Annotated in this window: 5 protein-coding genes; 1 reads left to right on the top strand and 4 read right to left on the bottom strand. The window is 72.1% G+C overall.

The window, feature by feature from the left end; all coding sequences use genetic code 11:
- The first annotated feature begins 13 nt into the window (after nucleotides 1-13).
- Nucleotides 14-10,306, top strand: coding sequence for a non-ribosomal peptide synthetase (locus tag JYJ93_RS14075; RefSeq protein ID WP_206791058.1), 10,293 nt, complete (start codon nucleotides 14-16; stop codon nucleotides 10,304-10,306).
- A gap of 6 nt (nucleotides 10,307-10,312) precedes the next feature.
- Here the strand turns inward: JYJ93_RS14075 and JYJ93_RS14070 are convergent, their stop codons facing one another.
- From JYJ93_RS14070 to JYJ93_RS14055, 4 genes are all read right to left on the bottom strand, one after another.
- Nucleotides 10,313-11,647, bottom strand: a complete 1,335-nt coding sequence (locus JYJ93_RS14070; protein WP_206791049.1) for a hypothetical protein — start codon at nucleotides 11,645-11,647, stop codon at nucleotides 10,313-10,315.
- 96 nt (nucleotides 11,648-11,743) lie between these two features.
- Nucleotides 11,744-13,165 carry an RICIN domain-containing protein gene (locus JYJ93_RS14065; RefSeq protein ID WP_206791041.1) on the bottom strand — a complete coding sequence of 474 codons (1,422 nt, stop codon included), beginning with the start codon at nucleotides 13,163-13,165 and terminating at the stop codon, nucleotides 11,744-11,746.
- 86 nt (nucleotides 13,166-13,251) lie between these two features.
- A complete protein-coding gene (locus JYJ93_RS14060) occupies nucleotides 13,252-13,458 on the bottom strand; it encodes a YbdD/YjiX family protein (RefSeq protein ID WP_206791039.1) in 207 nt (68 codons plus the stop codon).
- On the bottom strand, nucleotides 13,455-15,521 hold the full coding sequence (locus JYJ93_RS14055; protein WP_206791037.1) for a carbon starvation CstA family protein: 2,067 nt from the start codon (nucleotides 15,519-15,521) through the stop codon (nucleotides 13,455-13,457). The genes JYJ93_RS14060 and JYJ93_RS14055 overlap by 4 nt, the downstream gene beginning before the upstream one ends.
- Nucleotides 15,522-15,530: the final 9 nt, after the last annotated feature.

Raw genomic sequence — 15,530 nt, 5'->3', positions numbered from 1 at the left:
CAGGGCCTTCACGATGACGACCTCCTCGCCGGTTGCCCCGGGCAAGAAGCGCATTCCGCTGCCGCTCGTCCCCAGGACGGGGGCGCTGCCGCTGTCCTTCATGCAGCAGCGCCTGTGGTTCCTGGCGCAGATGGAGGGCACGAGCGCCACGTACAACGTCTACTTCTTCGTGCGGCTCCAGGGCGCGCTGGACGCGGACGCGCTGGAGCGGGCCCTCCAGGGGGTCGTGGACCGGCACGAATCCCTGCGCACCACGTTCGCCGCGGTGGACGGCCAGCCGGTGCAGCGCATCGCCGCTTCACTCGATCTGAGGCTCCGCCGGGAGGACCTGACCGGCCGGGAGCAGGACCTGCGCGCGCACGCCGAAGCAGAGGCGCGCACGCCCTTCGACCTGGAGCACGGGCCGCTGGCACGGGCCACGCTGGTGCGGCTGTCGCAAGAGGAGCACGCGCTGCTCTTCGTCACGCACCACATCGTCTGCGACGCGGTGTCGCTGGGGTGGATGGCGAACGAGCTGAGCGCGCTCTATGCCGCCGCCGTCCGGAGCGAGCCGCCCCGGCTGCCGGAGCTGCCGGCGCAGTACGCGGACTTCGCGCACTGGCAGCGCCAGACGCTCACCGGGGATGTCCTGGAGGCCGAGCGCGCGTGGTGGAAGGAGCGGCTTTCGGGCGCGCCTCCCGCGCTGGAGCTGCCCACGGACCGGCCGCGCCCGCCGCGTCAGACGTCCCGGGGCGCGGTGTACCGCCTGCCCATGCCCCAGGCCCTGGCCACGGGCATCCGCGAGCTCTCCCGCAAGGCGGCCGTCACGCCGTACATGACGCTGCTGGCGGCGTTCCAGGTGCTGCTGTCGCGCTACAGCGGCCAGGAGGACCTGGTGGTGGGCACGCCCGTGGCGGGGCGCGGACGGCGGGAGGTGGAGCGGCTCATCGGCTTCTTCGCCAACACGCTGGCGCTGCGGCTGGACACGTCCGGCGACCCGGCGTTCCTCGCGCTGCTCGGCCGCGTGCGCGACGTGTGCCTGGGCGCGTACGCGCACCCGGACATGCCCTTCGAACAACTGGTGGACCTGCTGGTGCCGCAGCGCGACCCCAGCCGCTCCCCGCTGTTCCAGGCGATGTTCGTGCATGTGAATTCGCCGTGGGCCGCGCTGAAGTGGCCCGGCCTCACCGTGACGGAGCTGGACTTCGAGCCCGGCGTCGCGCGCTTCGACATCACCCTCTTCCTCTACGACGACCCCAGCGGCCTGGAGGCGCGCTGGGAGTACAACGCGGACCTCTTCGACGAGGCGACCATCGCGCGCATGGCCGCGCACTACGCGCGCCTGCTGGAGGGCGCCGTGGCGAACCCCGGCGCTCCCGTGTCCGCGCTGCCGCTCCTGACCGCGCGCGAGCGGGAACGCGCGGTGAAGGACTGGAACGACACCGGCGCGGACGTGGCCGTGCACCCCGGCGTGCACGCCCTCTTCGAGGCCAGCGTGCGCCGGAGTCCGGACGCCATCGCGGTGCGCTTCGGGGAGGCGAGCCTCACCTACGCGGAGCTGGACCGGCGGGCCAACCGCGTCGCCCATGCGCTGCGCCAGCGCGGCGTGACGCCGGACACGGCGGTGGGGCTGTGCGTGGACCGCTCGCTGGAGCTGGCGGTGGGCGTGCTGGGCATCCTCAAGTCGGGCGCGGCCTACTGCCCGTTGGATCCGGCGTACCCACCGGAGCGGCTGGCGCTGATGCTGGAGACGTCGCGCGCGAAGGTGCTCGTCACGCGGCGCTCCCTGGCGGCGGGGCTGCCGGAGGGCGTCGCGGAGCGGCTGTTCCTGGAGGACGGCCTGTCCACGCCGGACACCGCGCCCACGCCCGCGGGCGGACCGGACACGCTGGCCTACGTCATCTTCACGTCGGGCTCCACGGGCGTGCCCAAGGGCGTGGCGATGCCGCACCGCCCGCTCTTCAACCTCATCCAGTGGCAGGTGCGCCGCTCCAGCGCGCCCCGGGGGCGCACGCTCCAGTTCTCCGCGCTGAGCTTCGACGTGTGCTTCCAGGAGATGCTGCCCACGTTCGCCGCGGGCGGGGAGCTGGTGCTCGTCTCGGAGGACACGCGGCGCGACGGCCGGGCCCTGCTCACGCTGATGCGCGACCAGGGCGTGGAGCGCATCTTCCTGCCGTTCGTCGCCTTGCAGCACCTGGCGGAGGTGGCGGACTCGGACGGCCTGCTGCCCACGTCGCTCCAGGAGATCAACACCGCGGGCGAGCAGCTCCGGATGACGCCCGCGCTGCGGCGGCTGCTCCACGCGCTGGACGGGTGCGTGCTGGACAACCACTACGGCCCCACGGAGACGCACGCGGCCTCCGCCCACGTGCTGAAGGGCAACCCGGACGCCTGGCCGGACCTGCCGCCCATTGGCCGCACCATCACCAACGCGCGCACGTACCTGCTGGACGCGCGCGGGGAGCCGGTGCCCGTGGGCGTCGCCGGCGAGCTGTTCATCGGCGGCGCGGGGCTGGCGCGCGGCTACCTGCACCGGCCGGACCTCACGGCGGAGCGCTTCCTGCCGGATCCGCTGAGCCCGCATCCGGGCGCGCGGATGTACCGCACCGGTGACTTCGCGCGGTACCTGCCAGACGGCACCCTGGAGTTCCTGGGCCGGCGCGACGCCCAGGTGAAGATCCGCGGCTATCGCATCGAGCTGCCGGAGGTGGAGGCGGCGGTGGCGAAGCTGCCGGGCGTGAAGGACGTCGCGGTCATCGCGCGGGAGGACGCGGCGCGGGGCAAGCACCTGGTGGCCTACGTGGTGACGCAGCCCGGAGCGGACGTGGACGCGGCCGGGCTCAAGGCGGTGCTCCGCGATCGGCTGCCGGAGTACATGGTGCCCGCGGCCTTCGTGCTGCTGGACGCGTTCCCCCTCACCCCCAGCGGCAAGCTGGACCGGCGCGCCCTGCCCGCTCCGGATGAGGACGCGGACGAGGCCCAGGCCTTCGTGGCCCCCCGCACGCCGCTGGAGACGGAGGTCGCGGGAGTCTTCGCCGCGCTCCTGCGCCTGCCGCGCGTGGGCGCGCACGACCACTTCTTCGAACGAGGCGGCCACTCGCTCCTGGCGACCCAGGTCACCGCGCGGCTGCGTGACCGGCTCCAGGTGGAGCTGCCGGTGCGGGTCCTGTTCGAGTTCCCCACCGTGGAGGAGCTGGCCGCCCACCTGGCCTCGCTGAAGCCGAAGGCGGACGGAGAGGCATCGCCGCTCGTGCCGCGCCCGCGCGACGAGGTCCCGCCGCTGTCCTCCGCCCAGGCGCGCCTGTGGTTCCTCACCCGGATGGATCCGGACGGCTTCTCGTACAACCTGCCCTGGTTCACGCGCTGGAGCGGGCCGCTGGATGACGGCGCGCTGGAGCAATGCCTCCAGGCGCTCGTGCGGCGTCACGAGGCGCTGCGCACCACCTTCGTGGAACACCAGGGCCAGCCGGTGCAGCGCATCGCCCCGGAGCTGCACGTGCCGTTGCGGCGCGAGCGCGTGTCATCGGAGGCGGAGCTCGTGCGACGCGCGGAGGCGGAGGTGCGCCTTCCCTTCGACCTGGCCCAAGGGCCGCTCGTGCGCGCGACGCTGGTGCGCGTGCGGGACGGGGAGCACGCCCTGCTCGTCACCTTCCACCACATCATCTGCGACGGATGGTCGCTGGGCGTGGTGGAGCGGGAGCTGACGGCGCTCTACCGCGAGGCCACCGGCGGCGGCGCGGCGGAGCTCCCGCCCCTGTCCCTCCAGCCCGCGGACTTCGCGCGCTGGCAGCAACGGAACCGGGAAGGCGCGGAGGTGGAGGCACGGCTCGGGTATTGGAAGGCCCGGCTCCAGGACGCACCGGCCTTCCTCGACCTGCCCACGGACCGGCCACGCCCGGCGGTGCAGACCTTCGAGGGCGCGCACCTGTCCCGGAAGGCGTCGCCCGCGCTGTCGCGGGCCCTGGAGGCGCTGGCGCAGCAGGAGGGAGCCACCCCCTTCATGCTGCTGCTGGCGGGCTTCCACGCCCTGCTCGCCCGCTACAGCGGCCAGCATGACGTCGTCATCGGCGCGCCCCTCGCCGGCCGCGAGCGCCAGGAGTTGGAGGGGCTGGTCGGCTTCTTCATCAACACGGTGCCGCTGCGCATCACCGCGTCCCGGGAGGCGAGCTTCCGCGAGCTCGTGGGCCGCGTCCGCGACCGCACGCTGGAGGCCTTCGCCCACCAGGACATGCCCTTCGAGCAGTTGGTGCGCTCGCTCCAGCCCGAACGCGACCCCAGCCGCGCGCCGCTGTTCCAGGTGATGTTCGTGCTCCAGAACGCCGGAGGCCCCGCCGCGCGCGCCCTGCCGGACGTGTCCGTGGCGCCGCTGGACGTGGAGACGGGGATGGCGAAGTTCGACCTCACCCTCTTCGCCCAGCCGTCCGCCGAAGGCCTGGACTTCGTCTGGGAGTACAACACCGCCCTCTTCGAGGAGGCGACCGTCGCGCGCATGGCCGGGCACTACACGGGCCTGCTCGCGGCCGCCGTCGCGCGGTTGGAGGAGCCCGTGGGCAGGCTCCCGCTGCTCACCGACGAGGAGCGCCAGCGGCTGCTGTTCACCTGGAACGACACCCACGCGGATTATCCCCGCGAGGCGTCGCTCCCCTCGCTCGTCGAGGAACAGGCACGGGCAAGGCCCCAGGCCATCGCGGTGGAGTTCGAGGGCCGCCAGTTGACGTACGCGGAGCTCGACGCGCGCGCGAACCAGCTCGCGCACCACCTGCGCGCGCTGGGCGTGGACATGGGCACGCCGGTGGGCCTGTGCACCGGCCGCTCGCTGGAGATGGTCGTGGCCACGCTGGCCATCCTCAAGGCGGGCGGCGCCTACGTCCCGTTGGATCCCGCCTACCCCACCGAGCGCCTGCTCTTCATGGCCCGGGACACGCGCCTGCCGGTGCTGCTGGCCCAGCCCGGTCAGGAGGAGAAGCTCGCGGGGCTGGAGGCGCGCGTGGTGGCGCTGGAGCCGTCGTGGGACGCGTTCTCGCGCGAGTCCACGCGGGCCCCGCGCGTCACCGTGCCCGCGGATGCGCTGGCGTATGTCATGTACACGTCCGGCAGCACCGGCCGGCCCAAGGGCGTGTGCATCCCGCACCGGGGCGTGGTGCGGCTGGTGAAGGGGGCGACGTACGCGCGCTTCGGTCCGGAGGAGGTCCTCCTGCAACTGGCGCCCATCTCCTTCGACGCGTCGACACTGGAGCTGTGGGGCGCGCTCCTGCATGGCGCGAAGCTCGTGGTCTTCCCTGCGCACGCGCCCTCGCTGGAGGAGCTGGCCGGGGTGCTGGAGCAGCAGGGCATCACCACCCTCTTCCTCACCACGGCCCTCTTCAACCAGATGGCGATGGTCCAGCCCCGGGCGCTCGCGCGCGTGCGGCAGGTGATGACGGGCGGCGAGGCCATGTCCTCGCTGGCCGCGCGGCAGGTGCGCGAGGCGGGCCGGGACGTCATCAACGTCTACGGCCCCACGGAGAACACCACCTACTCCACCGCCCACTCGCTGGAGGGCATGCTGGACGACGGACGCCCCGTGCCCATCGGCCGGCCCATCACGAACACGCAGGCCTACGTGCTGGACGCGCTGGGCGCCCCGGTGCCGGTGGGCGTGGCGGGCGAGCTGTACCTGGGAGGCGAGGGCCTCGCGTGGGGCTATATGCACCAGCCCGCGCAGACCGCGGAGCGCTTCGTGCCGCATCCGTTCAGCACGACGCCGGGCGCGCGGCTGTACCGCACGGGAGACCGGGTGCGGTGGCGGCCGGAGGGCGTCCTCGACTTCCTGGGCCGGACCGACTCGCAGGTGAAGGTGCGCGGCTTCCGCATCGAGCCAGGGGAGATTGAATCCGCGCTCAAGGACTCACCAGGCGTGGAGGACGCGGGCGTCGTCGTGCGCGAGGACGTCCCCGGAGACAAGCGGCTCGTGGCCTACGTCACCGGCGCGCGCGTGGACACGGGCGACCTGCGCGCCCAGATGGCCGCGCGGCTGCCCGCGCACATGGTGCCCTCCGCGTTCGTGAAGCTGGAGCGGCTGCCGCTGACTCCATCAGGGAAGGTGGACCGCAAGGCCCTGCCCGCGCCGGACACGCGGTCGGGCCCGGACGCCTACGTGGCGCCGCGCGAGGGCTGGGAGACGCTGGTGGCGGAGCTGTGGGCGCCGCTCCTGGGCGTGCCCCGCGTGGGAGCGCACGACCACTTCTTCGAGCTGGGCGGACACTCGCTCCTCGCCACGCGCGTGGTGTCGCGGCTGCGGGACGTGCTCCAGCGGGACGTGCCCCTGCGCCTGCTCCTGGAGTCGCCCACGGTGTCCGGGTTCGCGGAGCGGCTGGAGGCCCTGCGCAAGGGAGACAGCGGCCCGCCAGTGCCGCCCATCGTCGCGGGGGGGCGGGACAAGCCGCGGCCCCTGTCCTTCGCGCAGCAGCGCCTGTGGTTCCTCGCGCGGTTGGATCCACGGGGGAGCGCGTACAACGTGCCCTTCTTCTTCCACCTCGACGGCCCGCTGGACGTCCCGGCGCTGGAGGGCGCGCTGGATGCGCTCATCCAACGGCACGAGTCCCTGAGGACCACGTTCAGCGACGCCGAGGGCCACCCGGTGCAGCACGTCGCGGAGCACCGTCCGTTCACGCTCGCGCTCGAGTCCCTGGACGGGGACGCGCTGCTGCGCTCGCGCGCGGAGGCGGAGGTGAAGAAGCCCTTCGACCTGGAGCGCGGACCGCTGGTGCGCGCCACGCTGGTGCGCACGGCGCCGGAGCGGCACACGCTGCTGCTCGCCATGCACCACATCGTGTGTGACTTCTGGTCCATCGACATCCTGGTGCGCGAGCTGAAGGCCCTCTACACGGCACGCCACCAGGGCGAGGCGCTGACCCTGCCGCCCCTGCCCGTGCAGTACGCGGACTTCGCCGGGTGGCAGCGCCAGGTGATGGCGGGCGAGCCGCTGGAGGCCCAGCGCGCGTGGTGGATGCAGCACCTGGAGGGAGCGCCGCCGACGCTGGAGCTGCCCACCGACAGGCCCCGGCCCCCGGTGCAGACCTGGCAGGGCCTCCAGCTTCCGCGCCCCCTGCCCGCCTCCATCCCCGCCGCCGTGCAGTCCCTGGCGCGCGACGCGGGCGTCACGCCCTTCATGTTGCTGCTGGCGGGCTTCCACGCGCTGCTCGCGCGGCACAGCGGACAGGACGACGTCGTCATCGGCACGCCCATCGCGGGGCGCGGCCAGCGCGAGGTGGAGAACCTCATCGGCTTCTTCACCAACACGCTGGCCCTGCGCGTGGATGCCTCAGGCGCGGAGAGCTTCCGCGCGCTGCTGGGCCGCGTGCGCGAGGCGTGCCTGGGCGCCTATGCCCACCAGGACATGCCGTTCGAACAGCTCGTGGACGCGCTGGTCCCCACGCGGGACCTGGCCCGCTCGCCGCTGTTCCAGGTCATGTTCGTCTTCCAGAACGGGGGCGCGCCCTGGGAGCTGCCCGGCGTCCGCGTGAGCGCCCTGACCTTCGAGCCAGGGATGGCGAAGTTCGACCTCACCCTCTTCGTGCGTGAGGCGCCGGAGGGCTGGTCCACCCTCTGGGAGTACAACACCGCGCTCTTCGACGAGGCCACGGTGGCGCGATTCGCGGACCACTACACGCGGCTGCTCGAAGGCGCGCTCGCGGCGCCGGACGCGCCCCTGGGCACGCTGCCCCTGCTCGCGGACGCGGAGCGGCGTCAGCTCGCGGCGTGGGCACACCAGCCGGAATCCTTCCCCGCCGTGCCGGGCATCCACGCGTTCTTCGAGGCCACCGCCTCGCGGACGCCTGACGCCATCGCGGTGCGCTTCGGAGGCGAGTCCCTCACCTACGGGGAGCTGGAGCGCAGAGCGAACCAGCTCGCGCACCACCTGCGCGGCCTGGGCGTGGGGACGGACGTCCGCGTGGGCATCCACCTGCGGCGCTCGCTGGAGCTGCCCGTGGCGGTGCTGGGCACGCTCAAGGCGGGAGGCGCCTACGTCCCCCTGGATCCGGCCTATCCGCCGGAGCGGCTCACCGCGATGCTCCAGGCCTCGGGCGCGGCGGTGCTGCTCACCTCGCGCGAGCTGCGCGAGGTGCTGGGCGCCAGCGAGGCACGGGTGCTGGAGCTCGACGCGCGGGCGGAGGCCCTGGCCCGGGAACCCGGCACGCGGCCCGACGCCCGGGGCACCGCGCAGGCGCTCGCCTACGTCATCTTCACCTCAGGCTCCACGGGGACGCCCAAGGGCATCGCGATGCACCACGAGGCGCTGGTGAACCTGCTGCACTGGCAGTTGGGGGACTCGGTGGCGCCCGGGGCCCGCACGCTCCAGTTCTCCGCGCTGAGCTTCGACGTGTCGTTCCAGGAGCTCTTCGCGACCTGGGCCGCGGGCGGTGAGCTGGTGCTGCTCACCGACGAGGTCCGCCGCGACGCCAGCCAACTGCTGGCCCTGCTGGAGGGCGCGGGCATCGAGCGGTTCTTCATGCCCTTCGTCGCGCTCCAGAACCTGGCGGAGGTGGCCGAGCGTGAAGGCACCTTCCCCACGCGCGTCCGGGAGATCATGGTCGCGGGCGAGCAGTTGCGCATGACTCCGGCGATCCGTCGCTTCATGAAGCGCACGGGCGCGGTGCTGCACAACCACTACGGCCCGTCCGAAGCCCACGCGGTGACGTCGCTGTCGCTGAAGGGAGACCCGGACACCTGGCCTGCCCTGCCCTCCATTGGCCACCCCCTGCTCAACGTGCCCGTGTACGTGCTGGACGCGAACCTCCAGCCCGTGCCCCGGGGCGTCACGGGCGAGCTGTACGTGGGCGGCGTCCAGGTCTGCCGCGGCTACCTGAACCAGCCCGGCCTCACCGCCGACCGCTTCATCCCGGATCCGCTCGGCGCCACGCCCGGAGGCCGGCTGTACCGCACGGGCGACTGGGCGCGGCATCTTCCGGACGGCACGCTGGAGTACCTGGGCCGGCGCGACGCGCAGCTCAAGGTGCGCGGCTTCCGCATCGAGCTGGGAGAGATTGAAGCAGCGCTGGCGCAGCACCCGTCGGTGCGCGACTGCGTCGTCGACGCGAGGGATGACGGCAGCGGCCAGAAGCGGCTGGTGGGCTGGGTGGTGGCCGCCGGAGGGAAGCCGCTCGACACCGGCGCGCTGCGGAGCTTCCTCCAGCAGCGGCTGCCGGAATACATGGTGCCCGCGCGCTGGGTCGCGATGGAGCGCTTGCCGCTGACGCCCTCGGGCAAGGTGAACCGCAAGGCGCTGCCCGCGCCGGAGGCAGGCCGCGAGCCCACGCGAGCCGTGGTGGGTCCCCGCACGCCCCTGGAGCTCCAGCTCGTGCGCATCTGGGAGGAGGTGCTGGGCGTGCAGCCCATTGGAGTGCACGACAACTTCTTCGAGCTGGGCGGCCACTCGCTGCTGACGCTGCGCGTGCAGTCGGCCATCCACGCGCGGCTGGGCCGGACGCTGCCGGTGGCGGCGCTCTTCCAGAACGCCACCGTGGAGCACCTCGCGAGCACGCTCCGGGACGCCACGCCCTGGACACCGTTGGTCGCGCTCCAGAAGGGCAAGGAGGGCGTGCGTCCCTTCTTCTGCGTCCATGCCGTGGGCGGCAGCGTCATCCCCTACGCGGAGCTGGCCCGGGCGCTGGGACCGGAGCAGCCGTTCTACGGGCTCCAGGCCCGGGGCCTGGACGGTGAGGCACCGCCGTGTGAATCCATCGCGGAGATGGCGGCCCTGTACGTGCGCGCGGTGCGCGAGGTCCAACCCCACGGCCCCTACCTGCTGGGCGGCTGGTCGCTGGGAGGCAGCGTCGCGTGGGACATGGCCCACCAACTGCGTCGCGAAGGAGAGACCGTGGCGCTGCTCGCGCTGCTCGACGCGTCCGCGAGCCTGCACTTCGGCAACCCGGACGACCGGGAAGCGAAGGCGCGGCTGAGCGCGCACTTCCTGGAGGACCTGTTGCGCGCCTCGGGACAGCCGCTGCCGCCGAACGAAGGCCTCTCCTCCAGCCGGTGGAGGGAGGTCCTGGAAGAGGCCAGCCGGCCCCTGTTCGCGGCGGAGCAGTCGTTGCACCTGCTGCGTCACGCGTTCGAGGTCCACCTGAACGCGGGCTGGGTCTACGTCCCGCCTCCGGCCAGCGGCCCCTTCACGAGCTTCGAAGCGGAGGCCTCCCGCTGGGACCACGGCTGGGCTGCCTATGCGCCCGGCGGACTGGACGCGCACACGGTGCCCGGAGACCACTACTCCTTCCTCAAGCCCCCGCACCTCCACGTGCTGGCCGCCAGGCTGCGCGACGCGCTCGCGAAGGCCCGGGAGCCCTGACGGGCGTCACTTCGCGGCGCGAGAGGGGCCGTGGACGGAGATGTACCAGCCGGGGGGATTGGTGGGGACGGTCGCCTCCGCGCCTGGCGTCTGGCGGGTCTCGCGGATGATCCGGGCGCTCGTCGCCCAGTCGCGCTCGGTGCCCCACGGTTCGAAGGTCCAGCGAGGAAAGGCCAGCACCACCACGCAGACGCACAACCCCGCGGCGAAGATGGCCCGGAACCGCGCCAGCGCCGCCGCCCAGAGGACGACGCCCGCCGGGAGCGCGAACAGCATGTAGCGGGCGTCCATGACGCCCGGCTCCCGGAGCGCGCCAAACGTGGGGAACTCCGCCGCGCCGGGGCGCACGTACCAGGTGAGCGGAATCAACAGGAAGACGCACGCGCAGGCGGCCAGCATCAGCGCACGCGGACGCGCGGGCACCCGGCGCAGGCCCAGGACGAGCACGACGGCGAACCCGGCCGTGACCGCGATCCGCACCCCCAGCGGACGGCGGAAATAGGACATCGTCCCCCCATCGCCCAGCACCGGGTGCAGCACGTACCGGTCGTTGAAGGTGGTCCAGAGGTGCTCCGCCATGCGGGAGAGCGGCCAGGAGGCGAAGTCCGCCACGGGCATGCCGGACTGATAGAGCAACGCGTTCATCGCGGCCGGCACGGTCAGCGCCACCACCGCCAGGGCCTCCCCCACCGCTTCGCGCAGGGGCCGGCCGTCGCGCCACCGCATCCACCCGCGCAGCAGGAAGGCCGGCGCCAGCAACACGGCCTCACCCGCGCTCGTGGCCGCCGCGAGCACCACCAGCACTTCCGCGAAGCCCAGCGGGCGGTCCAGGTCCTGGAGCGCCACCAGCATGACTCCGTAGAAGAGGACGGAGTGGAGGTTGGCGACGTTGCCCGTCACCTCCCAGGTCCCCGGCAGGAAGCAGAACGCCACGGCGACAAGGACGCGGACCCCGTCATGGGACACCAGCCCGCGGTGGCACGGCTTCGCGATGAGCGCGAACACCGCCGCGTTGAGCGCCAGGGTGACGCTCGTCAGCGCCACGGCGTACGTCTCGATGGGCAGCAGCGACAGCACCCAGGTGACCAGCCGAGGGACGACATGCAGATAGCCCGCGTAGGGCATGAAGGTGGCGCCCAGACCGTGCTCGAACGCCTCCCCCAGGAACGTCCGTCCGTCCTCCGCCCAGAGGTGTGCCTGGGCGAGCCGCTCGTGCGAGCGCAACAGCAGCATCGCGAAGCACACCCCGAACGCCGTCGCATACGGGGCGCGCAGTCGCTCCCATCCCAGATCGATGGGACGGCGCAGCAGGCGTCCCCACGGTGACAATGAATCAGGCATCGCCTCTGCCCCTACACCATCCGTGTCACTTCTAGAATCCCCCCCAGGTAGGATGGCGGGGCCCGCCTGGCGCGGAGCCCGCCATCCGCGAAGGGGCTACAGCGCTTCCAGCCGGAACTGCTGACACGCATTGTTGAACCAGGTCCACTGCTGGAGCGGCGTGCCGTCACCACTGCCCTGCTGGCAGCCCGTCACGTCCAGCACCTTGCCGCTGTGGCGCGCCTCCAGCCGGAAGTAGCCATTGCCCAGGTCCACCGGCTTGAACTGCTGGTTCGCCCCGCCGCCGTAGGACCACTGCTGGAGCCCCGCGCCGTCCGCCGTGCTCGCGTCCCGCACGTCCAGCGCCTTGCCGCTGTAGCGCGACACGAAGCGGTAGTAGCCGCTGTCCGTCGCCTCCATCGACCACTGCTGGCTCGCGCCCGTGTGGCAGGTCCACTGGTGGAGGGTGGCGCCGTCCGCCGTGCTGGGGCCGTTGATGTCCACGCACCGGCCGGAGGCCTTGTTCACCAGCCGGTACGCGCCCGTGCCGCCGCCCGTGCCCTGCGCCACGGAGTAGATGGCGTTGAGCAGCGACGTGCTCCCGGACGTGTCCTGGGACAGCTCCCAGATCATCACGCCGCCGTTCTGCTTCCCCAGCTGCGTCTTCGCCTGAATGGTCGCGATGCCGTTGTAATAGACGTCCCCCACGTTGTCCTTGTAGGGCGCCTGCGAATCGCGGGCGACGAGCTCCGAATAGGCCACGTAGCTGGACGGCGAGCGCCCGTAGAACGGCACGCCCAGCACCGCCTTGGACGCCGGCAGCCCGCGCCCCTTCCAGTAGTTCAGCGACTGGACCGCCAGGTCATACGTCGAATGCGGCTGCCCGCCGTCGTACGCCATGATGTTGAGGAAATCGACGTCGTTGAAGACAGACGCCTGCACGCCGCCGCCCGTGTAGCCATTGGCCACCACCGCCGCCGTGAGCAGCTTGCCCCGGCTGTGCATGGCCGTGCCCAGCTCGCGCATCAGCGCCGCGTAGTTGTTCCCCGACGTGCCGGGGTCCGGGTACTCCCAGTCGATGTCCACGCCATCCAGCCCGGCCGCGTTGACGAAGTTCACCACCGTGTTCACGAACGCCGTGCGCGTGCTCGCGTTGGCGGCCATCTGCTCGAAGCCGCTGTCGTTGCCGTCGTTCCAGCCGCCGACGGCGATGAGCACCTTCACGCCCTGCGCATGCGCCTGCGTCACCAGCGAGCGCAGCCGCGCGTCGGAGCTGCTCACCCCCGTGAGCCCGCCGGACGCCGTGGGCAGCGCGAACGCGTAGTTGATGTGAGACAGCTTCGAGTACTGCAACGCGTTCACGTCCCCCGCCCACGTCGGCAGGTAGCCCACCACCCGCGTCGACAGCGCGGCGGACTCCACCTTCCCCACCGGCTCCCCGGCGGCAGGGGCGTCCTCCGGGCCCGAGCAGCCGCCCAGCGATGCGAGAAACACGGCGCCCAGCGCCCACGTCCGGAACGGCGTCGAGGTACGAGACACGGCAGACTCCTGCGAAGGGGTTGAACGGGCTTGACCCGTAAAACCCACTAAGCAGCTTTATCCGGAAGACTCAACGACTCATCCGCTCAGCAGCACCGGCCACCGCCAGCGCGGTAGCGGGCCTGGAGGCGGTCGTTGAAAAACTCCGCGTAGGTCATCACCGCTCTGTCCGGATGGTGACGGCGCATGTGGGCGACGTAGGTGTCGTAATCCGGCACGCCAATCATCGAGCGCGCGGTGCGCACGGCCTGCCGCCAGCCGTGCCGGAGCGCCTGCGTGAGCGCGCGCCTCACGGCTCCACCGGGACGGCGGCGGCCACGTAGGGCGTCTCGTGCGAGGTGGGCACCGGCGAGCTCCGAGCCCGGAGCGCGGCGCGCACGCCAAAGAGGATCGTCGCCACCACCACCCCCATGAAGAACACGGTGAGGCCGGCATCCAGGTAGTCATTGTGGATGATGGCCTCCATCTCCTCCACGGACTTCGCCGGGGCGATGAGACGGCCTTCGGCCACCGCCTGGGAGAAGGCCCGCGCGTGGGCCACGAAGCTCACGCGCACGTCGCCGCCGAACACCTTCTGGAAGCCGGCGGTGAGCGTGCACAGCACCAGCCACGCGGCGGGGATGCCAGGCACCCAGACGTAGCGCTCGCGCTTCATCTTCACCAGCGCCACGCAGCCCAGCGTGAGCGCCACCGCGGCGAGCATCTGGTTGGCGATGCCGAACAGCGGCCACAGCGTGTTGATGCCGCCCAGCGGATCCACCACGCCCTGGTAGAGGAAGTAGCCCCAGGCGGCCACGCACAGCGCGGTGGCCAGCAGGTTCGCGCCCCAGGACTCCGTGCGCTTGAGCGGCGCGTACACCAGGCCCGCCAGCTCCTGGATCATGAAGCGCCCCACGCGCGTGCCGGCGTCCACGGTGGTGAGGATGAAGAGGGCCTCGAAGAGGATGGCGTAGTGGTACCAGAAGGCCATCATCCCCTGCCCGGACACCAGCCCGTGGAGGATCTGCGCCATGCCCACCGCCAGCGTGGGCGCACCGCCCGCGCGGGACAGGATGGTCGTCTCACCGATGTCGCGCGCCGTCTGCTCCAGCACCTCCGGGGTGATGACGAAGCCCCACTGGCTGATCGTCGCCGCCGCCTGCGCCGCTTCCGTGCCAATGAGCGCCGCGGGCGAGTTCATGGCGAAGTAGACGCCCGGCTCCAGCACCGACGCGGCGATGAGCGCCATGATGGCCACGAAGGCCTCCATCAGCATGGCGCCGTAGCCCACGAGCCTCGCGTCGGCCTCCGTGGCGAGCATCTTCGGCGTGGTGCCGGACGCGATGAGCGAGTGCCACCCGGACACCGCGCCGCACGCGATGGTGATGAAGAGGAACGGGAAGAGGCTGCCGGAGAACACCGGCCCGGAGCCGTCCACGAAGCGCGTCACCGCCGGCATCTTCATGTGCGGCGCCGCCAGCACGATGCCCACCGCCAGCAGCAGCACGGTGCCAATCTTCAGGAAGGTGGACAGGTAGTCGCGCGGCGCGAGCAGCAGCCACACCGGCAGCACCGCCGCGCAGAACCCGTAGCCGATGAGCAGCCACGCCAGCGTGCGGCTGTCGAAGGTGAAACAGGGGCCCCAGGTGGTGGATTCGGAGACCTGGCCTCCCAGCCAGATGCTGAGCATCAAGAGGACGAAGCCGACGATGGACACCTCCAGCACCTTGCCGGGCCGCACGTAGCGCAGGTACAGGCCCATGGCCACGGCGATGGGGATGGTCATCGCCACGGTGAAGGTGCCCCAGGGGCTGTGCGTCAGCGCCTTCACCACCACCAGCGCCAGCACCGCGAGGATGATCATCATGATCATCAGCACGCCCACCATGGCCGTCACGCCGGCCGCGGGCCCCAGCTCCATGCGCACCATGTCGCCCAGCGACTTGCCGTCACGGCGCACGGACAGGAACAGCGTCACGAAGTCCTGCACCGCGCCGGCCACCACCACGCCCGCCAGGATCCACAGCGTGCCGGGCAGGTAGCCCATCTGCGCCGCCAGCACCGGGCCCACCAGCGGACCCGCGCCCGCGATGGCCGCGAAGTGGTGGCCGAACACGACCCAGCGGTCCGTGGGCACGTAGTCCAGGCCGTCGTTGCGGCGCTCGGCGGGGGTGGCGCGCGAGGGGTCCAGCTGGAGCGCTTTTTCGGCAATGAAGCGGCCGTAGAAACGATATCCCAGCATGAAGACCGCGACCGAGGCGACCACCAGCCAGATGGCGCTGATGGACTCACCCCGGTGCAGCGCCACCACGCCCAGACAGAAGGCCCCTGCCAGCGCCAGGGCCACCCACCCCAACTTCCGAGCGACTCCACCCATGATGTCTCC

It is taken from the genome of Corallococcus sp. NCSPR001, assembly GCF_017309135.1.
Classification (GTDB): Bacteria; Myxococcota; Myxococcia; order Myxococcales; family Myxococcaceae; genus Corallococcus.
This window is presented reverse-complemented; position numbering and strand designations above follow the sequence as displayed.

Bases quoted from the DNA above. Each gene is read 5' to 3' on its own strand.
- JYJ93_RS14075 (WP_206791058.1), top strand. From the start codon at position 14: ATGACGACCTCCTCGCCGGTTGCCCCGGGCAAGAAGCGCATTCCGCTG.
- JYJ93_RS14070 (WP_206791049.1), bottom strand. From the start codon at position 11,647: ATGCCTGATTCATTGTCACCGTGGGGACGCCTGCTGCGCCGTCCCATC.
- JYJ93_RS14055 (WP_206791037.1), bottom strand. From the start codon at position 15,521: ATGGGTGGAGTCGCTCGGAAGTTGGGGTGGGTGGCCCTGGCGCTGGCA.